The sequence below is a fragment of the Pantoea sp. sgz302252 genome, assembly GCF_047713085.1.
GTDB lineage: Bacteria > Pseudomonadota > Gammaproteobacteria > Enterobacterales > Enterobacteriaceae > Scandinavium.
The window spans coordinates 1-25,880 of the sequence record NZ_JBLFJW010000019.1; the positions used below are offsets into that span (position 1 = coordinate 1).

Below are 25,880 nucleotides of genomic sequence, written 5' to 3' on the forward strand. Positions count from 1 at the left end.
TCAGCCTGATGTTTTTCGATAAAGACATACTTCATTTCAGGCGCTTCGCGAAGTATGTCGCGGCCTTTTGGAGAATGGCCAGCTCTTCATCTCGTTCGGCCAATTGGCGCTTGAGTCGGGCATTTTCGGTCGCGAGTTCCTGCTCACGTTCGCAAGCGGACAGGCTCTGCTGTTGCTTGCTGCGCCAGGCATAGAGCTGAGATTCATACAGGCCGAGTTCGCGCGCTGCTGCGGCCACGCCAATACGTTGAGCAAGCTTAAGCGCTTCGTCACGAAAGGCAGGCGAGTGTTGTTTACGGGGCTTGTTTTTCGTTGCTGATGGTTTAGTCATGAGTCACCTCTGGGTTAAGAGTTTACTCACTTAGTGCCGTGTCCACTATTGCTGGGTAAGATCAAACGTCTTTAAGCTGCGTGAAATTGTGCCGATGCCCTCCTTCACCAAACCTGCTGGCATTAAAGCGCCGGTGATGGGTATGGTGAACATTCGCGACCAGATTATCCCGGTTATCGACCTGCCGTCGGTGATTAAGGAAGTGCTGGAGCGCGCCGAGCGTCACGAGGATGGGCCTTTGATCAGCCGTTTGCATTCGGTGTGATGTTTATTGCGAGCAAATCGCAGAGAGAACAGGGTGATTCTCTCTGCGCCAGGGAGGATAAACGCAAGCCCCCCCGTTAAGCCTGACTCTCAATTATCGTGTCCGGGAAGCCGCCATCCTGACCCAGGTATGGCGCTTGCCGCGTACCGCCATCGATAACGTATACACCGCCTGTGGGTCCGCCATGCCAGCAACGCCCGCATCACCGAAATTGTAGACATCAGCCCCACAGCGTTTGCTGGCGAGCGCTATCTGGCGCACCGTCGCTTCGTCCGCCCCTTCCTGGCTACTGCTGATCGTCGTAATCGCCAGACCTCCCGCCGCCTGAATGGCACAGAGAATCGACTCCACACGCGCTTCCGATGCTCCCCGGCAACTGGACGGCGCGGGCACAATAACCCCGTCGGCCCCCGCAGCAATATAGCCCGCATACTCTTCGGCACAGGCAAGCCCTGCGCTGTAGAACTTCGCCACCAGAACAAGTTTATCGGTTAGCCCGCGCAGTTGCCCCAGCGCATCGCGGACGCGCGCCGCGGTAACGCCAGGCTTATCGTAGGCCGTCAGGCAGTAAAAATCCGCATTCGCCACCAGCCTCAGATTCATCGGGTCCCAGGCTCGCGGGTTATCCGGCGTGTCTTCCGCCAGCACTTCCAGACTGACCCCCACCAGACGCCCCGTAAGCTGTTTGAAATGGTGCAGACTGTCGCACCCCTGGATCTTCTGGCTATGGCAATCCATCCCTTTTACCAGCAGCAAATCCGCACCAAAGGCACACAGCAGTTCACCGTTGGTCACTTCGCCGTACAGCGGCGCAGTACCTGCGGCAACTTCTGCCATAATCACCCGCCCTTCCGAAGCGCCGATCGCCTGCTTTAACGCTCCCGCCGTCACCGATTGTGAAAAATCACTGGCTCGGCAATTCAGTATCCGTTGCATATCTTGTCCTTAATTTAACGTCACCAACGCGGGTGATGGCTGGCGAAAAGCCCCGTCGAGTATTTCCAGATTGGCTAACGCCTGCTCTTCGCTAACGTAGTTCGCCGCACCGGTCGTCAGGGTCGCAAAGATGGCATCGTAAACCCGGCCATAGTCGCCCTTCACCGAAGGCAGATGTTCAATATGGTTCACGCCCTGCTCGTCAACGTACTCCAGCCGCGCCCGTTCTTCGTCTTGCGCAAAGTGGGCGTCATTTGGCATCACGTCGTTTTTCAGGCTGGTTTCCTGCTGGTCAATTTGATAGCGCACGAACGAACCGCGCGTGCCATGAACGAGGAATTTAGGGTACGGCGTTTTCACCAGGTGGCTGGTTTTGATAATGGCCGTCATGTCGTCATAAATAAGCTGCGCTTCAAACGTATCGTCGGGATTATCCGGCTGCCGCAGATGTCGCAGGTGATAGAACACCTGCTGCGGGCGGCCAAACAGCGCCAGCATCTGATCGAGCGTATGCACCCCAAGGCCATAGAACGCACCGTCAAAATGGTCGCCTGGCTGACGCTCCGCCTCCGGGCGGAAGTAGTCGAAGTGGCTTTCCACCTCGACAATCTTACCCAGTTTTCCGCTTTCAATTGCCCGCTTCATGGTCAGAAAGCAGCTATCAAAGCGACGGTTCTGGAAAGGGGTAATCAGCAGCCCTTTTTCACGAGCCAACGCAAACAGGGCTTTTGCTTCTTCATAGGTAGTGGTAAACGGTTTCTCTACCAACACGTTTTTTCCATGTTCCAGGCAACGCCTGGCGTAGTCAAAATGGCTGTCGGGATGAGTACAGATTGTCACCAGCGAAATATCCGCATCATTGAGAATATCCTCAACTTGAGAAGTAAACTGAATACCACGATAGGCCGCTTCCTGCTCGCGCTGCGGGTTTCGCCGATGGTCATAAATACGCTTAACGTTAAACTTCTCTTTGCGTATCAGAACATAAGGCAAATGGTAGCGCGTGGCACTTTTGCCAAAACCAATAAATGCACTGTGAATCATCGTATAACCTCCTGTTAAACCTATTGCGCGCACGCCAGTTGAGCCGCTGCATCTTCGAGGGCGGATTTCCCGTCAAGTTTGCTGAAATATTGCGTATTAATGGGGAGTACCGGACAGGCGGAATGAATATTCGCCACAATGCTGTCTTTCATATAAACCACCTGCGGCCCTAATAAAATCAGGTCAGCCTTGTGAGATTCCTCTTCAATGCGCCCAATATTGACGGCATATACCGAAAGCGAGCAGCCCTGCGACTGCGCGTACTGGCGCATTTTGTTCGCCATAATCGAGGTGGACATTCCTTCGTTGCACGTGAGGATAATGGTTTTATTATGCAGAATATCCAGCCCGCTTAATTCAGGAGCCGTTTCCGGAGCAGCGGTCGTCGTCGCGGCCGCCAGATGATTCACCAGCACCTCGACTTTGCTTTTCAGCATCGTGCGTTCATAAGCCATTAAGAACGGTAAATAGATCATCACGCCTAATGCGATTAACAGCACTTGCAACAGCACGTTGCGAAAATCACCGCCAGAGCCTAACCAGCCGGATAACAGCGGCGGAACGGACCACGGAACATAGGCGACAATTTTCGAAACCATCCCAAACTGAGTGGCGAAATAAGCGATCACAAAGTTAATCTGCGGGTAAATAATAAAAGGGATCATAATCAACGGGTTATACAGCACCGGAAAGCCGAAAATGACCGGTTCGTTGATATTAAACAGCCCCGGCCCCAGCACCGTTCTCCCGAGCTTTTGATGACTGGAGATTTTGCTGCGCAGGAATACCGCAATCAACAATGCCAGCGTGCTCCCCGTCCCTCCCATATGCCCGTACAAATCACGAAATGGCAGCACGATAATATGCGGCGGTACATCACCACGGGCAAACGCGGCCATATTTTCCTGCATTGCCACCAGCAACGGCGGTTCGAGAATCGGGTTAATAATGCCTGACGGATGGATCCCCAAAGAAAAGAGAAAGTTAGTTAACGTAGTGAGTACCAGAAACCCCGGCAGGTTGGTGGTCAGATGAACTAACGGAGCCTGAATGACCGTCTGGATAATTTCATGTACTTCTTTGTCGAAAATCGCCTTCACACCGGCCGCAAACAGCGCAAATGCCAGAACCACCAGCATGATGGAAAACATGGACTGGAACGACTGAACCACCATCGGTGGTACTTCATCCCCCATGCGGATTTGCAACCAACGAACGTTCGCCACCCATAAAAAGAGGTCAGTGGCGATAACCGCCGTAAGAATCGCTACAAAAACCCCGCCAGCATTTGTCAGACTAAACGAAACAACACCGCTGACTTCTACTGGCGTTTGACCGGATAACGGCATCAGTGTTTGACTAACAGGCATCAGCACTAAAAAGCAGGTCAATGAGGCCATCGCCGGAATGATTGGCGAATCAAATTTGCGTTTACTGGCAATACTCCACGACACCAGAATCACCAGCATAAGCGCCAGTATACTCATGGTACCGTTAAGGATCCGATCACCAACGCCGCGCAAACCGACCAGCGTTTTGGCATCAACGATTGAACTAAGGATCCCTTTGCTGTCCAGGAAAACAGCGTTCACCATAATGAACAGGCCTGCGAGTACAAGGAATGGCACCGTTATGATGAAACTGTCACGCAGACTGCGTAAATGGATCTCTGACGCCATTTTCTGCGAGGCATTAGTAATACGTTGTAATACTGTTTCGCGGCTCATTCTTCTATCCCTCCCGGATAACGAGCGTTTATTCTTTAATTAATGAAAGCGCATGCTCGAGAACCGCCTTTGCATTTGTTCTACCAAAATCAACCGGGTTTATGGCATCTACCGGCACACTATTCCCAACACGCTGGCGGATAGACCCCAGTAAATATTTTATTTGCGGTCCAACCATGATCACATCCACCTCTTTGTAGTGACCCTCCAGCGCTGATTCAGGTACCGCTCTGGCTCTGACCAGGATCCCTTGCGCCTGCGCAACTTCATTCATTTTATTGCACAGATACCCTGTCGACATGCCTTCATTGCAGATCAAAAGAATATTTTTCATCACCACTCCTTTAGCATTTATAGTTAAGGGTTCATCGTTTTTGCATCCTGTGCACTTAATACTTTTTCATACAACATCAAGAACGGTAGATAGAAAATAACGCCCAGGACTAACAAGATGAACTGCAAAATAACATTTCGATAGTCACCGCCACTCGCCAGATAACCAGAAATTAACGGTGGCACTGACCATGGCACAAAGACCACGATTTTTGACACCCATCCCCAGGCCGTCGCGTAATAAGCAATAACATATAATACTGATGGCACAAAGGTGAAGGGAATCATCAGAACAGGGTTAAATATAATAGGAAAACCAAAAATAACAGGCTCATTAATATTAAAGGCCGTTGTAGGTATCACCGTTCGTGAAAACGAACGAAGCTCCTTTCTTTTGCACCGGATAAATGTGGCAATGATGAGACATAAGGTCATCCCGGTACCGCCCATTCGCCCATAGAGATCGCTAAATGGGCGCACGATAATATTGGGAATTTCCCTGCCAGCGGCCCAGGCATCCATGTTTTGCTGCATAGCGACCAACATTGGCGCTTCAAGTACGGCTCCCGTAATACCACCAGGATTGATCCCCAATGAAAAAACAAAATTGTTGACCATATCAATCAGGATATAAGCCGGCAAGCTAGTGGTTAACCCCAGCAACGGCGCCTGAATAATATTATTGATTAATTCGTGAAGTTCCATATTGAGAAATCTGACAATCAAGTAAGATGCCAGCGCAAAAGCCAGGATAGTGATCATGACCGCAAAGAGCGTATTAAATGACTGAATAACAGCGGGTGGGACATTCCCCTCAATGCGGATTTGCAGACGCCGGTTTTTACTGATTCGAATAAATAATTCGGTCGCCAGCCCACCGCAAACTAAAGCCACAAACGTACCACTGGTCCCTAACAATGAATAGGGTGCGGCTCCCGTAATCATTATCGTCTCACTAGCGCCTGGTGGCTTAAACTCGTTCATCACCGGCATGAGTACGAATAAACAGCTCATGACCACCAGCGCCGCCATAAGTGGATTCGTGAATTGTCGATTACGGGCAAGTGTGTAACTAAATACGGCCCCGATAAGCAAACCCAAAATATTCATTGTGCCGTTAACGACTTTGTTCCCAACCGTTTGCCATGAGGAGAGCGTCGCGTCAGTAAACAAGCCAGATAAAATACCGCCAGGATTAATGACAATATTATTCACAAGTATCATTATCCCTGATAAAACAAGAAATGGTATCAACATAATAAATGAATCACGCATGGTACGGAGATGTATCTGCGATGCCATCCATTGCGCTAGCGAAAGCATTTTTTTCAAAATAAGGTCTTTCATGATAAATCCCCAGACATGGTGTTAAAACATTCATGAATTGAATTAAAAAAACAAATAAATTCATGATTGTGATTGTATTATCAGTGACCACGTGTTGAGGATGCGTTGAATAAAAAATCAAGTCAATACATTTACTTTAAAAGTAGTCCACTTTTAAAGTAAATGAGATCTGGATAAAATTTTAAGGTGTAGAATATACTTAGCTTAATAGCAAAACGGGGGTGTACATTGCGGCGATATATTGAAATATCAAATATAATAAGAGAAAGGATAATCAATAATATATATTTGACAGGAGAGAAAATCCCCTTTGGGCATCAGCTTTGTGAGGAGTTTAGCTGTAGCAAAATTACGCTGAACAACGCTCTGGAGATCCTGGTCAACGAAGGTTTTATCACTCGCCAGCGCGGATTAGGTACGGTGGTCAAAACAGCCACTCCGCGTTATACCCACTCCGAAGGAAATCCGGTATCACCGATTCTTGGGGTAAGCACGATTAACCTTGCGCAGGGACATAACGTCAGGAGCCATATACTGCTGTTTGAAATAGCCAACCCTTCCACAGAGATCGCGGAAATTTTGGCTATCCAGGGGGAGCGTTTCTGCTGGCACTTTCGTCGTGTGCGCTACGTGGACGACCTGCCCCTCTCCATTGAGGACACATGGTTGCCGCTCCACATTCTGCCGGAATTTACCCGCCAGGACGCACTAAGTTCGATTTACCAGTACGTTGAAACGACGCTAAGGAAAATTCCGACCAGCAGTCATACCCAATTTGCGTCACTTCCAAGCGATGCAGAAGCACAGGAGTGGTTACAGTTACAACCCCATGAGCCGGTTAGCGTGACCCGTTCGGTCACCTATCTGAATGACGGACAGCCATTTGAGTTTTGTACCAGTCGGTATCACTATCAGCGCTTTAACTATAACTCTGTTATCCAGCGAAATGGCACGAATGTGGGCATGTAAGGTTCGCCTTCAACTGGAATGATCAGGAGCCAGCCTCGACTGTCTGGCTCACACACTCTCTTTGTTAGCACGACCCATGTCACCCCGATGGCTTGCGAAATCATAAAACATTAAAAAAAATGAAAAACTGACCTGCTGATAGTTTTTGATTTTTTCCTTATTCGACAGCGAATTATGTTGGTATTCCCTTAATTGCTGAGAGTAAAGAAAATGAAAAATGTCCCCTTATTCGGATGTTTAGCCCTACTTACGCTTCTGTTTGGCCCGCTGACTGCCCAGGCAGGACCGCAGGCGCAGGTCGATTGTAGCTATAGCCACACATTGGGGGACGATCCCATCATGATGTTTGGCAAACCCAATCAGGCCATGATCCATGACTTCTATGGTAATGAGCACACGGACGCATGGTCCGACTATGTCTCGTTGCGCACGAAATCTGAGACAACCTGTGATAATCAGGCAGATGCAACAGGTTACTGGACGCCTGCCCTGCGCCTGCCTTCAGGGGAGGTGGTACACCCGGCTTATCAGAAGACCTATTACCAGGCGACGAGCACGGTCAATAATCCATTGACGGCTTTTCCCCCAGGCCTGCAACTATTAGCAGGTAACCATCACGGCTCATCACCGAATCCTTACGTCAATTTTCTCTGTGCTAATGGCAAAGGCTATACCCATGAAGTGGGTGAGGTTTGTGGTTTAAGATCCACTGGCGATGCCGTACAGTTTAATATTGCCATCCAGTTTCCGGACTGCTGGGATGGCACAACGCTGGCGCCCATGAAAGGCATGCCCAATGCCGTTTACGATGTAGACGGTACCTGCCCGGCCAACTATCCGGTCAAAATACCCACCGTAAACCTCAATGCCGCCTGGGTTCTGCCACAAATCACCTCTCTCGATACGGCACAGGTCAGCCTCTCTATGGACCCCATCATGGAGGGCAATCAACGCATTGAACAGTGGGGTAGCCTCTATACCGCTCACGCTGATTTCATGAACGGCTGGGCCCCAAGAGCGGCGGAATTTATGGTCAGCCAGTGTATGAACCTGGACATGGATTGCGGTACCAATGTCGCTTATGACTGGACAAATGCGCAGGATACTTACGTCGACAGCACTCATCCGGACGATAACTTCAGCGCCAGCCAGCAGTTACTGGTGCAGGATGACTGGAGCGGACAGGGGCGAAACACCCATCCTCAAATCATGACTCTGGTGAAGTTCAGCATTCCTCCTCTGCCGAAAAATCTCTCCCCGGAAGAGGACGCTTTGTACACCTACCAGCTTCGGACCTTCGGGGGAAAAAACGAACATAATGGCTCAGACCAGATCTTTTTTTACCCCACCTCGACGGACTGGAATGTTGATACGGTGAACTGGAATAACCGTCCCGCCTGCAATTACAGCTCGGACGCCATTCTTTACCTCGATGACGCGAAAACTTATCGCTATGTCAACGTTGATCAAGTGGTACGCGATGCTTTAGCTCAGGGTCAAACTGAAGTGGCCTGGTTTATTGGCGGTGACCGGAAAGGCGATACCTTTACGTTCAATTCAGCCGAAACGTCGGAAAACTTTATTCTGATGCTAAAAGGTTATCAGCACGTTCCGGAAAATTAAAAACAAAAGCCCCCGATTTGTTCGGGGGCCAGAGTGTTTTTACTTCAGAGTGACAAATTACATCATCGGCATGGCCATCTGAACAATGTTGATCAGCGGCTGCGGGTAAATACCGAGGATCAGCACCAGCAGGGCGGAAATCAGGACCACGATACCGCCAGCGCTGTACTGCCAGTTCGACGGCGCATCGCGGTTCAGCTGCTGCGGCGCTTCCAGATACAGACTCACCGCTACGCGCAGGTAGTAGTAGAGACCAATCGCAGAACCGATAACCACTGCTGCGGTCAGCCACCACAGGTTGGCCTGAACACCGACGGCCAGCACGTAGAACTTACCGATAAAGCCCAGCGTCATTGGGATACCCGCCAGAGACAGCATCATCACGGTCATGACCGCTGACAGAATCGGACGGTGCCAGAACAGACCACGGTAAGAGTACAGAGAGTCTGCATCCGGGCCACGGTATGGGCTGGACATCAGGCTGACTACGCCGAACGCGCCGAGGCTGCTGAACAGGTAACCGGCCAGATACACGCCAACGGTTTCCATGGACATCTTGCCGCTGTGTAGCGCAATCAGCGCCACCAGCAGATAACCCAGGTGCGAGATGGAGGAGTAACCGAGCAGACGCTTGATGTTGGTCTGACTCAGTGCCATCAGGTTACCGAAGATGATGGAGACGAAGGCGATGACGCCCAGCACCACGCGAACGGCTTCGCTGTCGCCCACTGGCGCGTACAGGAACAGACGCATTACCACGCCAAAGATGGCGATTTTGCTCGCGGTCGCCAGGAAGGTGGAGACCGGTGCAGGCGCGCCCTGATACACATCTGGCGTCCACAGGTGGAACGGCACCAGAGAGAGCTTGAAGCCAAGGCCAACGATCATCAGACCCAGGCCTGCCAGCAGCAGCGGCTCATGCAGCATGTTGTCTGCCAGCGCTTTCCCCAGCGCCAGGAACGACAGGCTGCCGGAGTTCGCGTACACCAGCGCCATACCGAACAGCAGGAAGGAAGACGCTGCAGCAGACAGAATGGTGTACTTGATGCTCGCTTCCAGTGAGCGCTTCTGACGATACGCATAGCCAATCAGGCCGAACAGCGGCAGCGAAATCAATTCGATACCGAGGAACAGCGAGGCCATGTGATTGGCGTTAGCCAGCAGAATTCCCCCGAGGGCAGCAATCAGCACCAGCAGGTAGAACTCTTCTTTGTTGTCGTAGTAGCCCTCAAGCCATGGGTAGGCAAACGTACAGGTGGCGAGGCTCGCGAGCAGTACCAGCCCGGTGTAGAGCATGGCATAGCCATCGACGCGCATCAGCGGCGTCACATCCATTGCACCCGCCTGGCCAACAAACCAGAGCGACAGCAGCGCGGCGTTAAGACCGAGCACCGCCAGCGTGGCATTCAGGAAATGATTGCGTCGCCACGCAATGGAGAGCATCACAACCACCACCGTCAAGCCGACGATCAGCAGCGGTAGCAGTGCGATCAGTTGTTGTGGAGTTATTGTCATGGCGATTTACGGCCTTGTAGTAGAAACAGAATGAACAAACCACTGCTGAATATTGCCCATCGCAGCATGAGAAGTGTCGAGGATCGGCTGCGGGTAGAACCCGAGCAGAACCAGCAGCACTACCAGCAGCAGGATGATAAACAGCTCGCGCAGCGACATCCCCGGCAGCTCTTTCGCTGCAATTTCACTCTTCGCTTTACCGAAGTAAGCGCGGTGCAACATCGCCAGCGAGTAAACAGAGGCAAAGACCAGACCGAAGGTCGAAATCACGGTGATGACCGGCACAACGTGGAAGCTGCCGAACAGGATCATGAATTCACCGACGAAGTTACCGGTGCCTGGCATACCCAGAGTCGCCACAGCGAAGAACATCGACAGCGCTGGCAGCCACTTAATTTTGCTCCACAGACCGCCCATCAGACGCATGTCACGGGTGTGCAGACGTTCGTACAGCTGACCGCAGATGATGAACATCCCCGCCGCCGACAGACCGTGAGCAATCATCATGATAATTGCGCCCTGGTACGCCAGCTGGCTGCCGGTGTAAATCGCAATCAGCACGAAGCCCATGTGCGAAACAGAGGTGTAGGCGATCAGACGTTTGATGTCGTACTGCGTGAAGGCCATCCATGCGCCGTAGAAGATACCGATAACACCCAACCACATCGCGATAGGCGCGAATTCAGCGGACGCATTCGGGAACAGCGGCAGTGCGAAACGCAGCAGACCGTAGGCCGCGGTTTTCAGCAGGATGCCCGCGAGGTCAACAGAACCTGCAGTTGGTGCCTGAGAGTGCGCGTCTGGCAGCCAGCCGTGCAACGGAACCACTGGCATTTTCACCGCGAAGGCGATGAAGAAGCCCAGCATCAGCAGATATTCCACGTTGTGGGCCATCGGCGTTTTCAGCAGCTCTTCATAGCTGAAGGTCCACACACCGGTGGCGTTGTAATGCACGAAGACCAGCGCCAGGATGGCAATCAACATCACCAGACCACTCGCCTGGGTGTAGATGAAGAACTTGGTGGCCGCCGTGATACGCGTTTTACCGTCAGAAGCCTTGTGGCCCCACAGCGCGATCAGGAAGTACATCGGCACCAGCATCATCTCCCAGAAGAAGAAGAACAGGAACATGTCGATGGCGAGGAACACGCCGATCACGCCGCCCAGGATCCACATCAGGTTCAGGTAGAAGAAGCCCTGGTATTTTTGAATTTCTTGCCAGGAGCAAAGTACCGCCAGAACGCCGAGCAGGCCGGTCAGCACCACCATCAGCAGCGACAAGCCGTCGAGTGCGAGGTGGAAGGTAATGCCAAAGCGCGGGATCCACGGCAGAATAAATTCAGACTGCCATTGTGGAATGCCTGCAGCTTGCGTCAGAGAGTAGCCGCCCTGCAGCCACAGCTGCAGGGAGAGGGCCAGTGTCAGTCCCATTGTTATCAGCGCAATCCAGCGCGGCATCTTTTCGCCGAAGCGTTCAGTCTGCCAGCATAAGAAGCCGCCGATAAACGGGATTAGTATTAGCCAGGGTAATAACATGGCGATCTATATTCCTTTTCTGTCAACTCAACGCAAAACCATCAGCAGCGCGAGAACAACCACCGCGCCAATGCTCATGGATGCCACATACCAGCGCAGGTAACCGTTCTCGCTGACCAGCAGGCCTTTGCCTGCGAAGCGGGAAAGAATGGCCGGGATATTCATCAGACTGTTCAGCGGATCGCGTTTCAGCAGCCACGCAATGCCCAGGAACGGCTTAACGAAGATGTTGTCGTACAGCCAGTCGAAGCCCCACGCGTTATACCACAAGGCTCCGAGCAGACGGCCCGGTGCGCTGTTGGCCATCGCAGTAACCAGCGTACGTTTACCCAGCCACAGCCATGCGGCAATCAAGATGCCAGCAATCGCCACAACCCCGGAAGTGATTTCCAGCGTCAGGACGCGGCCATGTTCAAGTTCAGTTGTCTGCGGCAGTACCCCCTGCAGCGGTGGCACAATCATCGCGCCAACGAAGGTGGACAGAACCAGCAGCACGATCAGCGGCAGGTGATGGGTAATGCCCTTCCCTGCGTGAGCGTGGATCTGCTCTTTGCCGTGGAACACGATGAAGATCATGCGGAAGGTGTAGAGCGAGGTCATGAACGCCCCCACCAGACCGGCAATCATCAGGTTGATGTGACCGTTCGCCATCGCACCTGCGAGGATTTCATCCTTACTGAAGAAGCCTGCGGTAATCAGTGGCAGAGCGGACAGTGCCGCCCCCCCGACCAGGAAGCAGACATACACCAGTGGAATCGACTTACGCAGGCCACCCATTTTGAAGATGTTCTGCTCGTGGTGGCAGGCCAGAATGACCGAACCGGACGAGAGGAACAGCAGCGCTTTGAAGAACGCGTGAGTCATCAGGTGGAAAATCGCCGCATCCCACGCCTGTACGCCGAGCGCCAGGAACATGTAGCCAATCTGGCTCATGGTGGAGTAAGCGAGAACACGTTTGATGTCGGTCTGAACCAGTGCCGCAAAACCTGCCAGCACCAGCGTCACCGCGCCCACAATGCCCACCAGATGCAAAATTTCTGGGGTCATCAGGAACAGGCCATGGGTACGGGCAATCAGGTAGACGCCCGCGGTCACCATGGTCGCAGCGTGGATCAGCGCTGAAACTGGCGTTGGGCCAGCCATCGCATCCGCAAGCCAGGTCTGCAACGGCAGCTGTGCCGATTTACCGACCGCACCGCCCAACAGCATCAGCGTCGCCCAGGTCAACATATTGTTGCCTGCTTCGAAGTGCTGCGGTGCCAGTTCAACCATTTCGCGGAAGTTCAGGGTGCCCAGCTCGTTGTAGAGGATGAACAGCGCGAAGGCGAGGAACACGTCACCCACACGGGTCACGATGAACGCTTTCATTGCCGCTGCGCCATTCTTCGGATCGGTGTAGTAGAAACCGATCAGCAGATAGGAGCACAGGCCCACGCCTTCCCAGCCCAGGTACATCAGCAGCAGGTTGTCTGCCAGCACCAGCACCACCATGCTCGCGATGAACAGGTTGGTGTAGGCGAAGAAGCGGGAGTAGCCCTCTTCCCCGCGCATATACCAGGAGGCAAACATGTGGATCAGGAAGCCGACACCGGTGACCACAGACAGCATGGTCAGTGACAGGCCATCCAGCACCAGGTTGAAGCCGATGTTGAAATCACCGACAGACATCCAGTTCCACAGCGGCACGCTGACCGCTTGTTTACCGTTAGCGAAGAAATCAACGCCAACAAAGGCAGCAACAACGGCAGCCAGGCCGACAGATCCCATTCCCACCGCGGCGGAAAGATTTTCCGACCAGCGGCCACGGGAGAAGGACAGCAGCAGGAAGCCGATTAAAGGAAAAATGATGGTTAAGGCAAGCATGTTCATCCACGCAACTCACTTACTGAATCGATGTTCAGGTTCTGGCGGCGACGGTGGAGCTGCAGCAGCAGCGCCAGGCCAATACTCGCCTCCGCAGCCGCGAGGCTGATAGCGAGGATATACATCACCTGACCGTCGGTCTGGCCCCAGTAGCTACCGGCAACCACAAAGGCCAGCGCGGCGGCGTTAATCATGATTTCCAGCCCAATCAGCATAAACAGCAGATTGCGACGGATAACCAGACAGGTCAGCCCGAGAACAAAGAGGATCGCGGCGAGGATCAGTCCATGTGTTAAGGGGATCATGCGTGCTCCTCCGTTTTTCTTTTGCTGTCGTTCGGGCGATTGCTCAGCACTTCGCCACCCCGATCTTCACGTCCGAGGTGGAAGGCCACAACCAGGCCCGCCAGCAGCAGCATGGAAGCCAGCTCCACTGCCAGAACGTACGGACCAAACAGCGCAATACCCACTTCTTTAGCGTTGATGGCAGCGCCTTCAATACCCTGGTCGCTTACGCCCAGGATACCGTAGACAATCACCGCCAGCAGGATAACGGACAGAACGCCCGGCCCAATCCAGACCTGCGGCTTCAGCCACTGGCGTTCCTGCTCGATTTCCGCTCCGCCAAGGTTCAGCATCATCACCACGAACACAAACAGCACCATGATCGCCCCGGCGTAGACGATGATCTCCAGCGCACCGGCGAAATACGCGCCGAGCGAGAAGAACACCCCGGCAATCGCCAGCAGAGAGATAATCAGGTACAGCAGCGCATGCACCGGATTGGTGTGCGTGATAACCCGTAGCGTGGCCAGGATGGCGACGAGACCACAAATATAAAATGCGAATTCCATTGCCCCTCTCCTTACGGTAACAGGCTCTTGACGTCGATAGGCTTGGCTTCGTTTTCCGCTTCGCCCTTATCTTTGCCGTCGATTGCCATACCCGCCATCCGGTAGAAGTTATATTCCGGGTATTTGCCCGGACCGGAAATCAGCAGATCCTCTTTCTCGTACACCAGATCCTGACGCTTGTATTCACCCAGTTCGAAGTCCGGGGTCAACTGAATCGCCGTGGTTGGGCACGCTTCTTCACACAGACCGCAGAAAATGCAGCGTGAGAAGTTAATGCGGAAAAACTCTGGGTACCAGCGGCCGTCTTTGGTCTCTGCTTTCTGCAGAGAAATACAGCCTACCGGACAGGCTACTGCGCACAGGTTACAGGCTACGCAACGCTCTTCGCCGTCCGGATCGCGCGTCAGCACGATACGGCCACGGTAGCGCGGCGGCAGGTAAACCGGCTCTTCCGGATACATCTGCGTTTCGCGTTTGGCGAACGCGTGCATCCCGATCATCCAGATACTGCGAACCTGGGTGCCGAAGCCCACTACTAATTCTTTTAAAGTCATGGTCTATTCGCCCCTTATGGCTGCTGCCAGAGAATGACAGCCGCCGTTACCAGCAAGTTGATCAGCGTCAGCGGCAGGCACACTTTCCAGCCGAAGGACATCACCTGGTCATAACGCGGACGAGGCAATGCTGCGCGGATCAAAATGAACATCATCATGAAGAACGCCGTTTTGATGGCGAACCAGATGAATGGCGGTAAGAACGGACCCTGCCAGCCACCGAAAAACAGCGTGACGATCAGCGCTGAGACGGTGACGATACCGATGTACTCACCCACGAAGAACAGACCGAACTTCATGCCGGAATATTCAATGTGGTAACCGTCCGCCAGTTCCTGCTCTGCTTCCGGCTGGTCAAACGGGTGACGGTGACAAACAGCCACGCCCGCGATAGCGAAAGTAATGAAGCCGAAGAACTGCGGAATCACGTTCCACAAGTGAGCCTGGTTGTTGACGATGTCGGTCATGTTGAACGAGCCAGCTTGCGCCACCACACCCATCAGCGACAGACCGAGGAACACTTCGTAGCTCAGCGTCTGTGCAGAAGCACGCATCGCACCGAGCAGTGAGTATTTGTTGTTACTCGACCAGCCCGCGAACAGCACGGCGTAAACCGCCAGACCGGCCATCATCAGGAAGAACAGAATGCCGATGTTCAGGTCGGCAACCACCCAGGTCGGGCTGACCGGGACAATCGCAAACGACAGCAGCAAAGAGGTGAACGCGATAACCGGTGCCAGGGTGAAGATCACCTTGTCGGTAAATTTCGGCACCCAGTCCTCTTTGAAGAACATCTTGATCATGTCTGCCACGAGCTGGAGTGAACCACCCCAACCTACGCGGTTCGGTCCGTAACGGTTCTGGAACAGACCGAGAAGACGACGTTCGCCGAAGCTCATGAACGCGCCGCAGGTGACGACCACCAGCAGAATGACCACGGCTTTCAGGATGCTTAACAGAATGTCGATAACATCCGGTGTTAACCAACTCATGCTTTCGCCTCCTGCAGATTTTCAATACGTGCACCCGCCAGCACTGGCGCAATACCCGGCATGCCCATTGGCAGACCAATTTGTCCGGCGGTCAGTGCATCGGACAGCACCAGCGGCAGAGTCATGGTTTGGCCGTCGTAGCTGAAGGCAACCGTCGCACCCGCATTCACGCCAAGCTTCGCGGCATCTGCCGGGTTGAGCTTGAGGTAAGGCTGCGGCATACGTTGCTGGAAGACCGGTGAACGCTGTGACAGTTCATCACTGCCGAACAGGTGATAGTACGGCGCAATACGCCAGTTACCGTCCTGCGCTTCGAAGCTTGCCGGTACGGTGCTGAAGTACTCCAGGCCGTTTTCAGACGCTTCAATCAGACGCACGCCCGGATCGCCGTTACGCAGATGACCGCCCACTTCAGCCTGGAACTTGTTCCATGCCTGCGGGGAGTTCCAGCCTGGTGCCCATGCGAACGGAATTTGCGAACGCGCGGCAGTTGGCTGGTTGTTCCCTTCCATCGAGAAGGCGAACATGGTGTCTTTATCCTGAGGCTGACGCGGCTCGTGCACACTGATATCAGCGCGCATAGCGGTACGACCGCTGGAGCGGATAGGTGAACGAGCGAGCTTTTGACCACGGATACGGAACGACGCATCAGGTGCAGCTTCTTTGATACCCGCCAACTGTGGCAGTTTGGCCACTGCGGCGTCGATAACATGATCGAGCTGCGTCCAGTCCACTTCGCGGCTCTGCACGGTGCTGTGCAGCGAGTGCAGCCAGCGCCAGCTTTCGAGCATCACGATGTTGTTGTCGTAGTAAGCCGGATCATAAACCTGGAAGAAACGCTGGGCGCGGCCTTCGTTGTTAATGACCGTGCCATCGCTTTCAGCAAAGCTTGCGGCAGACAGCACCAGATGGGCTTTGTCCATGATAGCGGTACGCTGATGGTCAATAACCATCACCAGCGGCGCTTTGGCCAGGGCAGCATCAACACGGGTCGCAGAAGCGTGACGGTGGAGATCGTTCTCCAGCACCACAACGGCATCAGCAGAACCAGATTCCAGCTCGCTTAATGCTTCTTCCAGGGAACCGCCGCCAATCATGCCGAGGCCGACGCTGTTGACTGCGCGAGCAATCATGGTCACGCCAACGTCTGCGCCACGGCCTTTCAGCGCTTTGGCAACGTTCGCCGCAGCCTGAATCACTTCCGCGCTACCGGCGTTAGTACCCGAAACAATCAGTGGCTTCTTCGCACCGGCCAGAGCCTGCACGATGACGTCAATTTTGCCTTTCAGATCGTTGCTCAGGCCTTCAACCGCTGGCGCGTTGTTATCCAGTGCGTGGGCGATTGCAAACCCTAAACGAGCCTGGTCTTCGACCGGTGCGCAGTAAGTCCACGCCGCGATGTCATCCAGACGAGTGCTGTCGACGTTAGTCACAAACAGCGGATGCTTAGCGCGCTGACCGATGTTAAGGATGGCCGCAATCTGCCAGTCAGCCACTTTCTGGGCTGCCGCCATTTCACGTGCTTTGCCTTTCACCGCCTGACGAACCGCCAGGGCAACGCGGGCACCGGTCTGCGTGATGTCTTCACCCAGCACCAGAACCGCATCATAAGATTCGATGTCGCGCAGCGCAGGCGTGTGGATGCCGCCTTCGCGCAGCACTTTCAGTGCCAGCTGCAGACGTTCCTGTTCACCTTTGGCGATACCGGTATAGAAGTTTTCTTCCCCGACCAGTTCACGCAGCGCGAAGTTGCTCTCTACGCTCGCACGTGGGGAACCGATACCGATGACTTTCTTCGACTGACGTAGAATGTCTGCGGCACCCTGCATCGCCTGCTCAGCGTTCAGAGTAATGAAGTCATCACCACGACGCTGTACCGGCTGACGCGGGCGGTCTTTCAGGTTGACGTAGCCATAACCGAAACGACCACGGTCGCAAAGGAAGTAGTGGTTTACGGTACCGTTGTAACGGTTTTCGATACGGCGCAGTTCACCGTAGCGCTCACCCGGGCTGGTGTTACAGCCAATAGAACACTGCTGGCAGATGCTTGGCGCAAACTGCATGTCCCATTTACGGTTATAACGTTCGGAGTGCGTCTTATCGGTGAAGACGCCGGTCGGGCAGATTTCAACGAGGTTACCGGAGAATTCGCTCTCCAGCGTGCCGTCTTCCGGGCGACCGAAATAGACGTTGTCGTGTGCGCCGTAAACACCCAGATCGCCGCCATCAGCGTAATCTTTGTAGTAACGCACACAGCGGTAACAGGCGATACAGCGGTTCATTTCGTGAGAGATGAACGGCCCCAAATCCTGATTACGGTGGGTACGTTTGGTGAAACGGTAGCGACGGAAGCTGTGACCGGTCATGACGGTCATATCCTGCAGGTGGCAGTTGCCGCCCTCTTCACAGACCGGACAGTCGTGCGGGTGGTTGGTCATCAGCCACTCCACCACGCTTTCGCGGAACTGTTTTGCTTCTTCGTCATCAATAGAGATAAAGGTGCCGTCGGATGCCGGAGTCATACAGGACATCACCAGGCGGCCACGCGTGTCTTCCGCGTTTTGGTATTGCTTCACCGCACACTGGCGGCAGGCGCCAACGCTTCCCAGCGCCGGATGCCAGCAAAAGTAGGGAATATCAAGGCCATGAGAGAGACAAGCCTGTAACAGGTTGTCCGCTCCGTTGACCTCGTATTCTTTGCCGTCTACATGAATCGTAGCCATTAGCGTGCTTCCAGTTGGCCCAGTCGAAACCGGGCGTTAATCAAAATTCTTTGGTGTTTCCACCCTCTCCCTAACCCTCTCCCTGAGGGAGAGGGGATTCCCCGAGCTTTCCCTTAAGAAAGCGGAGGTGAGAGGTGAAAAATTACCAGCGCGTCTTCAGCAGGTTTGGCTGGATGCCATTGATCGCATGGGTGTTGCTGACCTGCTGCTTGATGCCTGCCTCGAACTCTTCGCGGAAATATTTAATCGCGCTTTGCAGCGGTTCAACCGCACCTGGCGCGTGGGCACAGAAGGTCTTACCCGGCCCGAGGAATCGACACAGTTGCTCAAGTGTCTCGATATCGCCCGGCTGGCCTTCGCCACGCTCCAGCGCTCGCAGAATTTTCACACTCCACGGCAGACCATCACGGCATGGCGTACACCAGCCGCAGGACTCGCGGGCGAAGAACTCTTCCAGGTTACGCACCAGCGGTACCATGCCGATTTCATGATCGACGGCCATCGCCAGCGCCGTACCCAGACGGCTGCCTGCTTTACCGATGCTTTCAAATTCCATCGGCAAATCGAGGTGAGATTCGGTCAGGAAGTCCGTCCCTGCCCCACCTGGCTGCCAGGCTTTGAATTTCAGGCCATCACGCATACCGCCCGCGTAATCTTCCAGAATTTCACGCGCGGTGGTGCCAAACGGCAGTTCCCAGACGCCTGGATTTTTCACGCGGCCGGAGAAGCCCATCAGCTTGGTGCCTGCATCTTTACTGGTAGAGATGTTCTGATACCACTCCACGCCGTTGGCGAGAATGGCTGGCACGTTACACAGGGTTTCTACGTTGTTCACGCAGGTTGGCTTGCCCCAGACGCCAGAGCTCGCCGGGAATGGCGGCTTGGAACGTGGGTTAGCACGGCGGCCTTCGAGGGAGTTGATCAGCGCGGTTTCTTCACCACAGATATAACGCCCTGCCCCGGTGTGCACGAACAGCTCGAAGTCGAAACCGGAACCGAGGATATTTTTCCCAAGCAGGCCCGCTTCTGTTGCTTCAGCAATCGCACGACGCAGATTGGCTGCCGCTTCGATGTATTCGCCACGCAGGAAGATGTAACCACGCCAGGCTTTCAGCGCAAACGCGGAGATCAGCATGCCTTCCACCAGCAGGTGTGGCAGCTGTTCCATCAACAGACGGTCTTTATAGGTGCCCGGCTCCATTTCATCGGCGTTACACAGCAGGTAACGGATGTTCATGGATTCATCTTTTGGCATCAGGCTCCACTTAAGCCCTGTGGAGAAGCCCGCACCGCCACGCCCTTTCAGGCCAGCGTCTTTTACCTGATTGACGATTTCGTCAGGCGCCATGCCACCCAGCGCTTTACGTGCGCCTGCGTAGCCGTTTTTCGCCTGATACTCGTCCAGCCAGACTGGCTGTTTGTCATCACGCAGACGCCAGGTCAGCGGATGCGTTTCGGGAGTCAGGATAATGTTTTTCATTATTTATACCGCTCCAGCAGCTCAGGGATGGCTTCCGGCGTCAGATGGCTGTGAGTGTCCTCATCAATCATCATGGTCGGCCCTTTGTCGCAGTTGCCCAGGCAGCAGGTCGGCAGCAGCGTGAAGCGGCCATCAAACGTGGTTTGACCCGGTTTGATGTTCAGCTTAGCTTCAATCGCCGACTGAATGCCCTGATAGCCGGTAATGTGGCAAACCACGCTGTCGCAGTAGCGAATGACGTGACGGCCCACTGGCTGGCGGAAGATCTGGCTGTAGAAGGTCGCAACGCCTTCGACGTCACTGGCCGGGATCCCGAGGACATCGGCGATCGCGTAGATCGCGCCATCCGACACCCAGCCACGCTGCTTCTGAACGATCTTCAGCGCTTCAATGGACGCCGCACGCGGGTCTTCGTAATGGTGCTTTTCGTGCTCGATAGCGTCACGCTCGGCCGCACTCAGCTCAAAAGCCTCGGTTTGTGGTTGTTGATTCTCGTGCATAATTAGCGGTCCACATCTGACATGACAAAATCGATACTACCCAGATAAACGATCAGGTCCGACACCAGGCTGCCGCGAATCGCCGCCGGGATCTGCTGCAAGTGCGCATAGCTCGGGGTACGAATACGGGTGCGGTAGCTCATGGTGCTGCCGTCGCTTGTCAGGTAGTAACTGTTGATCCCCTTCGTCGCTTCAATCATCTGGAAGGATTCGTTGGCCGGCATGACCGGGCCCCAGGAAACCTGCAGGAAGTGCGTGATCAGGGTTTCGATATGCTGCAGCGTGCGCTCTTTCGGTGGCGGCGTCGTCAGCGGGTGATCCGCTTTGAACGGGCCTTCCGGCATGTTTTTCAGACACTGCTCAAGAATGCGCAGGCTCTGGCGCAGCTCTTCCACTTTCAGCATCACACGGGTGTAGCAGTCGGAAACGCCACCGCCCACCGGGATCTCGAAGTCGAAGTTTTCATAACCAGAGTAAGGACGCGCTTTACGCACGTCGAAGTCGATCCCGGTGGCGCGCAGGCCAGCACCGGTGGTGCCCCACTCCAGCGCTTCTTTTGCGGTGTATGCCGCAACGCCCTGAGAACGCCCTTTCAGAATGGTGTTACGCAGCGCGGCTTTCTCGTAGGAAGCCAGACGCTTCGGCATCCAGTCGAGGAATTCACGCAGCAGACGATCCCAACCGCGCGGCAGGTCGTGTGCAACGCCGCCGATACGGAACCAGGCCGGGTGCATACGGAAGCCGGTGATCGCTTCAACCAGATCGTAGATTTTCTGACGATCGGTAAACGCGAAGAAGACCGGCGTCATTGCGCCGACGTCCTGGATGAACGTGGAGATGTACAGCAGGTGACTGTTGATACGGAACAGTTCGGAGAGCATCACGCGGATAACGTCTACACGCTCAGGAACCTTGATACCCGCCAGTTTCTCAACGGCCAACACGTAAGGCATTTCGTTCACGCAGCCGCCGAGGTACTCGATACGGTCGGTGTACGGAATGTAGCTGTGCCAGGACTGACGCTCACCCATTTTCTCCGCACCACGGTGGTGGTAGCCGATATCAGGGACACAGTCGACAATCTCTTCGCCATCAAGCTGAAGAATGATACGGAAAGCACCGTGCGCAGACGGGTGGTTCGGGCCGAGGTTGAGGAACATGAAGTCCTCGTTCTCGGAGCTGCGCTTCATGCCCCACTGTTCAGGCTTGAAGGTCAGCGCTTCCATCTCCAGATCCTGCTTGGCTTTGGTCAGCTCAAACGGGTCGAATTCGGTCGCACGTGCCGGGTAGTCTTTACGCAGCGGGTGGCCTTCCCAGGTGTCCGGCATCATGATACGACGCAGGTTTGGGTGACCTTCGATGTTGATACCAAACATTTCCCAGGTTTCACGCTCATACCAGTTGGCGTTCGGGAAAAGTTTGGTGACCGTTGGTACGTTCAGATCGTTTTCAGAAAGGGCCACCTTCAGCATGATGTCGCGGTTGCGATCGATAGAAATCAGGTGGTAGAAAACGGAAAAATCCGCGGCGGGTAACCCGTCACGGTGTGTGCGCAGACGCTCGTCCATGCCGTGTAAATCAAACAGCATGACGTAAGGTTTTGGCAATTTCTTGAGGAAATCGACCACTTCCAGTAACTGTTCACGCTTAACCCAAACCACCGGAACCCCGGTGCGGGTAGGCTGAACGGTAAAGGCATCCGGCCCAAAACGGTTGCGCAGTTCGCCAATCACCGGGTCGTCGAGATGATCCCGGGTCTGCCATGCGGCGGCGTCATGCGCGGTTAAATCGGTCATATTGTTCACCATTGCAAAAGGTCCGTGCTGACTGTTGGGCGTGGCTCCGCGCTATTAATTTTGATATGCGAAGGCTTATTCCACCGCCCACAGGCGCAAAGTTAAATCTCGTCAGGTGTACGAAGATTCGTCACAGCAATACGTTCGCCGCGTTTACGCTCGCGCTCAGATTGCATATTGGCGCGATACACGCCCTGATCGCCAACCACCCAGGAGAGCGGACGACGTTCTTTGCCGATGGATTCCTGCAGCAGCATCAGTGCCTGCATGTAGGCTTCCGGGCGCGGCGGGCAGCCAGGGATGTAAACATCAACCGGGATAAACTTATCAACGCCCTGCACGACAGAATAAATGTCGTACATGCCGCCAGAGTTTGCACAAGCGCCCATGGAGATAACCCATTTCGGCTCCAGCATCTGGTCATACAGACGCTGAATGACCGGCGCCATTTTGGTGAAGCAGGTTCCGGCTACGACCATCAGGTCAGCCTGACGTGGGGAAGCACGCAGTACCTCGGCGCCAAAACGCGCAACGTCATGCACCGCAGTGAATGACGTCACCATTTCAACGTAGCAGCAGGAAAGGCCAAAGTTATAGGGCCAGATTGAGTTCTTGCGGCCCCAGTTGACCATGTCGTGCAGAGCATTTTCGAGCTTGCCCATGTACACGCTTTTGTTCACTTCCTGCTCAAGAGGGTCGGTTACGATCTCCTGTTTTTGCAGGGGGTAACGGTCGTTCTCACCGTTAGGATCTATGCGGGTGAGCGTATAATCCATCTTATTGCCTCGCTTCTACTGCGTATGACGATTAGTGTCGGTTTCCGGGTTAACCAGCGCGCGACGGGAGCGCGCAGGCGTCCAGTCCAGTGCGCCGATGCGGACGAGGTAAACCAGGCCTGCCAGTAACACTAAAATGAAAATTGCGGCTTCCACAAAGCCCACCCATCCGCTTTCGCGAATTGACGTAGACCATGCGTAAAGGTAAAGGGCTTCCACGTCAAAGATGACGAAGAACATGGCGACCAGGTAAAACTTCGCCGAGAGACGTAAGCGGGCTGTGCCCACAGAGTCGATACCCGACTCGAACGGGGTGTTCTTGCTACGCGCGCGCGCGCGACCGCCGAGATACCAACCGCCAATCAGCATCAAACAGCAGAGGCCAATGGCAACGATGAGAAATATAGCGAGTGCCCAGTGATGAGCGATGACTTCAGTGGATGTTGACATACGCAAAGCTTTACCAAAATAAGTAGCGCTAAACCCTCTGTTCTTGCTGACAGATGAACGCCACATGATTCATGGGGAGGAATTAAAAAAACCACATAAAGTGTGCCACTAATGGGCTTAAACATCTAAATGATGTGGTTTTTTACTCCTTTCTATAACCTTTTGTCAACTTTAACAAAAGTTTCCTCACAGTAATTTACACCAAGCACGTTTCATTAACATTAAATGCCCTTTACCCTGGTGGGTACATGAGAGATATGGAAATTTACGGCTGGTGAATCGTGTCCGCTTGAGGCTAAAACATCAATTACCCCTCTATTTTGACAGGAATCCACGGTGATTCCTCCCCCTCATGGGGAGTATTTTCTTGATCTGAGACACGCTTTTGTTAATTCGCAATAAAAAACGACAACAATGCGATCGTTTTTTTAACATTAGCAGGAAGTTTGAACTTGTGGGTGTAAAGGTGCATAAAAGTACGAGGAGAAAAATAACATACTGAAAAATAACAATGAAATTGCAAATCTCTGGCAAACCGATGACGCTTGATACAAAAAAAGGCCGCTGAACGGAATTTATACGCCAGCGGCCTTTTTTTTGCACTTACATTTTGTTACCAGATATCGGTGCGATTGTTACTCCAAATCCCCTGCCTTAATAAGGGTATCATCTCCTCCTTCGGAGGTATAAGCCCCGTACTGATACCAGGGATTATTGTAACTTTCGAGCGACTGGAAAATGGCCTGCACCAGCTCATTGCTGTTCTGGTTATTGCAGCTCAGCAGATACTCGGTATCCGGAAGCTGCGGCAAACCGTCACTTTTGCCCAACACACGCAATTCTGGGCTCATCATCTCGACAGGACGAGCGGTTACGCCAAGCCCTGCTTTAACCGCCGCACGCACAGCGGAAAGCGTAGAAGCCACATAGGCCAGACGCCACGGGATCCGTGCTGCATTCAGAGTATCGATGATCATGTCACGGAAAGGACTGGGATCATCGAGTAAAACCAGTGGCACCGCTTCGCCAGGCGGCATGACATAATCCGCTGCACAGTACCACAGCGTTGGCGAGATCCGTAGTGAAGTCGACTCAAAATGCGCCAGCCGATGGGTGGTCAGCGCCAGATCCACGCTGCCCGCCTGGAGCATTTCGCCCATTTCCGCATGGCGTTTCACGCGAACGTCCAACGCCAGCTTCGGGTACACCGAACTGATGCGGTTGAGCAGGAACGGCAGAATGGTATCGGCTGATTCATCAGAAGATCCAATGGTCAGCATCCCCTGCAGCGAGCTAAACATTAACGATGTGCACGCTTCATCATTGAAGCGCAAAATCTTGCGGGCATAGCCCAGCAGCTGAATGCCATGTTCAGTGAGTAACTTGTTGCGGCCATGCCGGGCGAAAAGCTCTTTGCCCACCAACTGCTCCAGACGCTGCATCTGCTGACTTACCGCTGACTGTGTGCGACACACGGCAGCCGCCGCTGCCGCGAAGGTGTTCAGATCAGCGACCGCAACAAACGTTCTCAGCAGATCGAGATCGAGGTTCAATATCGGACGATTTGCGTTAATCATATTTCTTCACTTACAGGTTGCTTCTGCTGACCTGCCTGGTTGATGCTGTGCTCTGGATAAGTCAGGCAATTCCCTTTGAATCCCTCCTCCAGCCCAACAAGCCGAAAGAACACCTGAGAGAGCGTTATTGCATTCTATTTGCTTGCCTGTGACACATTGCACAGACCCCTTAGCTATATTTTCACTTACACCCGGATAACGAATTAATTATTTCGGCACTTTTATGTGATATATTTCAAAAAAAACCTTCACTTTTACCAAGAGTTCTTTAAGAACACTCAACTTTACTGCCAAATTTAACAAGCGTTTCGATGCAAGTAAAAACACAGGCAATAACATCACGTCGTATTGTTATCAAAACCAGGGAAGTCATACACATAGAGACTGTTCTGGCTTGTATACCCGCGTATCCTACCGCAAAAACATTATCGTTATAAGTGGTATTAGGGATAATCTTACGTAAATATTTTTAAATACACCTACTTTCAGGAATAAATTAACATCCTCTGAAACCTGTCTGGAAATTAATGCAAAAACATTAATTGATTAAATATTCTTTCATTAACAATGCTTAACAATACATTCACAGATATAAAGTATTAGCGCCCATCCTTTTCTTTGTAAACCCTCAGGCCCTGGACAATTTTTGAACGGTCACCTCGTGAGCGAAACAGAAGACTGTTCGGCTGC

At 53.4% G+C, this 25,880-nt stretch carries 21 protein-coding genes and 2 pseudogenes; 3 read left to right on the forward strand and 20 right to left on the reverse strand.

The genetic code is table 11. The features are described 5' to 3' along the window. Nucleotides 1-331: pseudogene (locus ACLW56_RS14980) on the reverse strand (transposase); the annotation flags it as partial. Between the two features lie 64 nt (nucleotides 332-395). On the opposite strand from ACLW56_RS14980, the pseudogene ACLW56_RS14985 reads away from it, so the two are divergent. Beyond that, nucleotides 396-524: pseudogene (locus ACLW56_RS14985) on the forward strand (chemotaxis protein CheW); the annotation flags it as partial. Nucleotides 525-689: 165 nt separating this feature from the next. Here the strand turns inward: ACLW56_RS14985 and ACLW56_RS14990 are convergent. The 5 genes from ACLW56_RS14990 to ACLW56_RS15010 are packed head-to-tail and all read right to left on the reverse strand — an operon-like array spanning nucleotide 690 to nucleotide 5,983. Further along, nucleotides 690-1,532: a hypothetical protein gene (locus ACLW56_RS14990; protein WP_330984552.1), complete on the reverse strand. Its 843-nt coding sequence runs from the start codon at nucleotides 1,530-1,532 to the stop codon at nucleotides 690-692. 9 nt (nucleotides 1,533-1,541) lie between these two features. Then, complete coding sequence (locus ACLW56_RS14995) at nucleotides 1,542-2,576, reverse strand: oxidoreductase (RefSeq protein WP_330984553.1); 1,035 nt, start codon at nucleotides 2,574-2,576, stop codon at nucleotides 1,542-1,544. Nucleotides 2,577-2,596: 20 nt separating this feature from the next. Then, complete coding sequence (locus ACLW56_RS15000) at nucleotides 2,597-4,303, reverse strand: PTS transporter subunit EIIC (protein WP_330984554.1); 1,707 nt, start codon at nucleotides 4,301-4,303, stop codon at nucleotides 2,597-2,599. 28 nt (nucleotides 4,304-4,331) lie between these two features. Then, nucleotides 4,332-4,637 carry a PTS sugar transporter subunit IIB gene (locus ACLW56_RS15005; RefSeq protein WP_330984555.1) on the reverse strand — a complete coding sequence of 102 codons (306 nt, stop codon included), beginning with the start codon at nucleotides 4,635-4,637 and terminating at the stop codon, nucleotides 4,332-4,334. A gap of 23 nt (nucleotides 4,638-4,660) precedes the next feature. Then, a complete protein-coding gene (locus ACLW56_RS15010; RefSeq protein WP_330984556.1) occupies nucleotides 4,661-5,983 on the reverse strand; it encodes a PTS sugar transporter subunit IIC in 1,323 nt (440 codons plus the stop codon). Between the two features lie 228 nt (nucleotides 5,984-6,211). Here ACLW56_RS15010 and ACLW56_RS15015 point away from each other — a divergent pair, with 228 nt between their 5' ends. Continuing rightward, entirely contained in the window at nucleotides 6,212-6,952 is a 741-nt protein-coding gene (locus ACLW56_RS15015; RefSeq protein WP_330984557.1) for a GntR family transcriptional regulator, read from the forward strand. A gap of 210 nt (nucleotides 6,953-7,162) precedes the next feature. Continuing rightward, complete coding sequence (locus tag ACLW56_RS15020) at nucleotides 7,163-8,575, forward strand: DUF1996 domain-containing protein (protein ID WP_330984558.1); 1,413 nt, start codon at nucleotides 7,163-7,165, stop codon at nucleotides 8,573-8,575. A gap of 57 nt (nucleotides 8,576-8,632) precedes the next feature. Here ACLW56_RS15020 and nuoN read toward each other — a convergent pair whose 3' ends face one another. The 14 genes from nuoN to lrhA all read right to left on the reverse strand — a co-directional run bounded on the left by nuoN (nucleotide 8,633) and on the right by lrhA (nucleotide 25,190). Further along, complete coding sequence (gene nuoN / locus ACLW56_RS15025; RefSeq protein ID WP_330984559.1) at nucleotides 8,633-10,090, reverse strand: NADH-quinone oxidoreductase subunit NuoN; 1,458 nt, start codon at nucleotides 10,088-10,090, stop codon at nucleotides 8,633-8,635. Between the two features lie 6 nt (nucleotides 10,091-10,096). Then, nucleotides 10,097-11,626: an NADH-quinone oxidoreductase subunit M gene (gene nuoM / locus ACLW56_RS15030; protein WP_330984560.1), complete on the reverse strand. Its 1,530-nt coding sequence runs from the start codon at nucleotides 11,624-11,626 to the stop codon at nucleotides 10,097-10,099. Between the two features lie 27 nt (nucleotides 11,627-11,653). After that, the gene (gene nuoL / locus ACLW56_RS15035; RefSeq protein ID WP_330984561.1) at nucleotides 11,654-13,495 is read right to left on the reverse strand and encodes an NADH-quinone oxidoreductase subunit L; all 1,842 of its coding nucleotides are present in this window, start codon (nucleotides 13,493-13,495) and stop codon (nucleotides 11,654-11,656) included. After that, a complete protein-coding gene (gene nuoK, locus ACLW56_RS15040; RefSeq protein WP_154159391.1) occupies nucleotides 13,492-13,794 on the reverse strand; it encodes an NADH-quinone oxidoreductase subunit NuoK in 303 nt (100 codons plus the stop codon). The genes nuoL and nuoK overlap by 4 nt, the downstream gene beginning before the upstream one ends. Beyond that, the gene (gene nuoJ / locus ACLW56_RS15045; protein WP_330984562.1) at nucleotides 13,791-14,342 is read right to left on the reverse strand and encodes an NADH-quinone oxidoreductase subunit J; all 552 of its coding nucleotides are present in this window, start codon (nucleotides 14,340-14,342) and stop codon (nucleotides 13,791-13,793) included. Before nuoJ ends, nuoK begins: the two co-directional genes overlap by 4 nt. An 11-nt stretch (nucleotides 14,343-14,353) precedes the next feature. Then, nucleotides 14,354-14,896, reverse strand: coding sequence for an NADH-quinone oxidoreductase subunit NuoI (gene nuoI, locus ACLW56_RS15050; RefSeq protein ID WP_330984563.1), 543 nt, complete (start codon nucleotides 14,894-14,896; stop codon nucleotides 14,354-14,356). A 14-nt stretch (nucleotides 14,897-14,910) separates the two neighbouring features. Continuing rightward, nucleotides 14,911-15,888: an NADH-quinone oxidoreductase subunit NuoH gene (gene nuoH / locus ACLW56_RS15055; RefSeq protein WP_097161763.1), complete on the reverse strand. Its 978-nt coding sequence runs from the start codon at nucleotides 15,886-15,888 to the stop codon at nucleotides 14,911-14,913. After that, nucleotides 15,885-18,611, reverse strand: a complete 2,727-nt coding sequence (nuoG, locus tag ACLW56_RS15060; RefSeq protein WP_330984564.1) for an NADH-quinone oxidoreductase subunit NuoG — start codon at nucleotides 18,609-18,611, stop codon at nucleotides 15,885-15,887. Before nuoG ends, nuoH begins: the two co-directional genes overlap by 4 nt. Before the next feature lie 142 nt (nucleotides 18,612-18,753). Beyond that, the gene (gene nuoF, locus ACLW56_RS15065) at nucleotides 18,754-20,091 is read right to left on the reverse strand and encodes an NADH-quinone oxidoreductase subunit NuoF (RefSeq protein WP_330984565.1); all 1,338 of its coding nucleotides are present in this window, start codon (nucleotides 20,089-20,091) and stop codon (nucleotides 18,754-18,756) included. Next, nucleotides 20,091-20,591, reverse strand: coding sequence for an NADH-quinone oxidoreductase subunit NuoE (gene nuoE, locus ACLW56_RS15070; RefSeq protein ID WP_330984566.1), 501 nt, complete (start codon nucleotides 20,589-20,591; stop codon nucleotides 20,091-20,093). The genes nuoF and nuoE overlap by 1 nt, the downstream gene beginning before the upstream one ends. A gap of 2 nt (nucleotides 20,592-20,593) precedes the next feature. Next, entirely contained in the window at nucleotides 20,594-22,399 is a 1,806-nt protein-coding gene (gene nuoC, locus ACLW56_RS15075) for an NADH-quinone oxidoreductase subunit C/D (protein WP_330984567.1), read from the reverse strand. A gap of 89 nt (nucleotides 22,400-22,488) precedes the next feature. Beyond that, complete coding sequence (nuoB, locus tag ACLW56_RS15080) at nucleotides 22,489-23,163, reverse strand: NADH-quinone oxidoreductase subunit NuoB (RefSeq protein ID WP_097161758.1); 675 nt, start codon at nucleotides 23,161-23,163, stop codon at nucleotides 22,489-22,491. Between the two features lie 15 nt (nucleotides 23,164-23,178). Then, a complete protein-coding gene (gene nuoA, locus ACLW56_RS15085) occupies nucleotides 23,179-23,619 on the reverse strand; it encodes an NADH-quinone oxidoreductase subunit NuoA (protein WP_330984568.1) in 441 nt (146 codons plus the stop codon). 629 nt (nucleotides 23,620-24,248) lie between these two features. After that, nucleotides 24,249-25,190, reverse strand: a complete 942-nt coding sequence (lrhA, locus tag ACLW56_RS15090; RefSeq protein WP_330984569.1) for a transcriptional regulator LrhA — start codon at nucleotides 25,188-25,190, stop codon at nucleotides 24,249-24,251. Between the last annotated feature and the right edge of the window lie 690 nt (nucleotides 25,191-25,880).

Bases quoted from the DNA above. Each gene is read 5' to 3' on its own strand.
- ACLW56_RS15000 (WP_330984554.1), bottom strand. From the start codon at position 4,303: ATGAGCCGCGAAACAGTATTACAACGTATTACTAATGCCTCGCAGAAA.
- nuoH (WP_097161763.1), bottom strand. From the start codon at position 15,888: ATGAGTTGGTTAACACCGGATGTTATCGACATTCTGTTAAGCATCCTG.
- nuoB (WP_097161758.1), bottom strand. From the start codon at position 23,163: ATGGATTATACGCTCACCCGCATAGATCCTAACGGTGAGAACGACCGT.
- nuoK (WP_154159391.1), bottom strand. From the start codon at position 13,794: ATGATCCCCTTAACACATGGACTGATCCTCGCCGCGATCCTCTTTGTT.
- nuoE (WP_330984566.1), bottom strand. From the start codon at position 20,591: ATGCACGAGAATCAACAACCACAAACCGAGGCTTTTGAGCTGAGTGCG.
- nuoG (WP_330984564.1), bottom strand. From the start codon at position 18,611: ATGGCTACGATTCATGTAGACGGCAAAGAATACGAGGTCAACGGAGCG.
- ACLW56_RS15010 (WP_330984556.1), bottom strand. From the start codon at position 5,983: ATGAAAGACCTTATTTTGAAAAAAATGCTTTCGCTAGCGCAATGGATG.
- nuoI (WP_330984563.1), bottom strand. From the start codon at position 14,896: ATGACTTTAAAAGAATTAGTAGTGGGCTTCGGCACCCAGGTTCGCAGT.
- ACLW56_RS14995 (WP_330984553.1), bottom strand. From the start codon at position 2,576: ATGATTCACAGTGCATTTATTGGTTTTGGCAAAAGTGCCACGCGCTAC.
- nuoF (WP_330984565.1), bottom strand. From the start codon at position 20,091: ATGAAAAACATTATCCTGACTCCCGAAACGCATCCGCTGACCTGGCGT.
- lrhA (WP_330984569.1), bottom strand. From the start codon at position 25,190: ATGATTAACGCAAATCGTCCGATATTGAACCTCGATCTCGATCTGCTG.
- ACLW56_RS15005 (WP_330984555.1), bottom strand. From the start codon at position 4,637: ATGAAAAATATTCTTTTGATCTGCAATGAAGGCATGTCGACAGGGTAT.
- ACLW56_RS15020 (WP_330984558.1), top strand. From the start codon at position 7,163: ATGAAAAATGTCCCCTTATTCGGATGTTTAGCCCTACTTACGCTTCTG.
- nuoJ (WP_330984562.1), bottom strand. From the start codon at position 14,342: ATGGAATTCGCATTTTATATTTGTGGTCTCGTCGCCATCCTGGCCACG.
- nuoL (WP_330984561.1), bottom strand. From the start codon at position 13,495: ATGAACATGCTTGCCTTAACCATCATTTTTCCTTTAATCGGCTTCCTG.
- nuoM (WP_330984560.1), bottom strand. From the start codon at position 11,626: ATGTTATTACCCTGGCTAATACTAATCCCGTTTATCGGCGGCTTCTTA.
- nuoN (WP_330984559.1), bottom strand. From the start codon at position 10,090: ATGACAATAACTCCACAACAACTGATCGCACTGCTACCGCTGCTGATC.
- ACLW56_RS14990 (WP_330984552.1), bottom strand. From the start codon at position 1,532: ATGCAACGGATACTGAATTGCCGAGCCAGTGATTTTTCACAATCGGTG.
- nuoC (WP_330984567.1), bottom strand. From the start codon at position 22,399: ATGGTGAACAATATGACCGATTTAACCGCGCATGACGCCGCCGCATGG.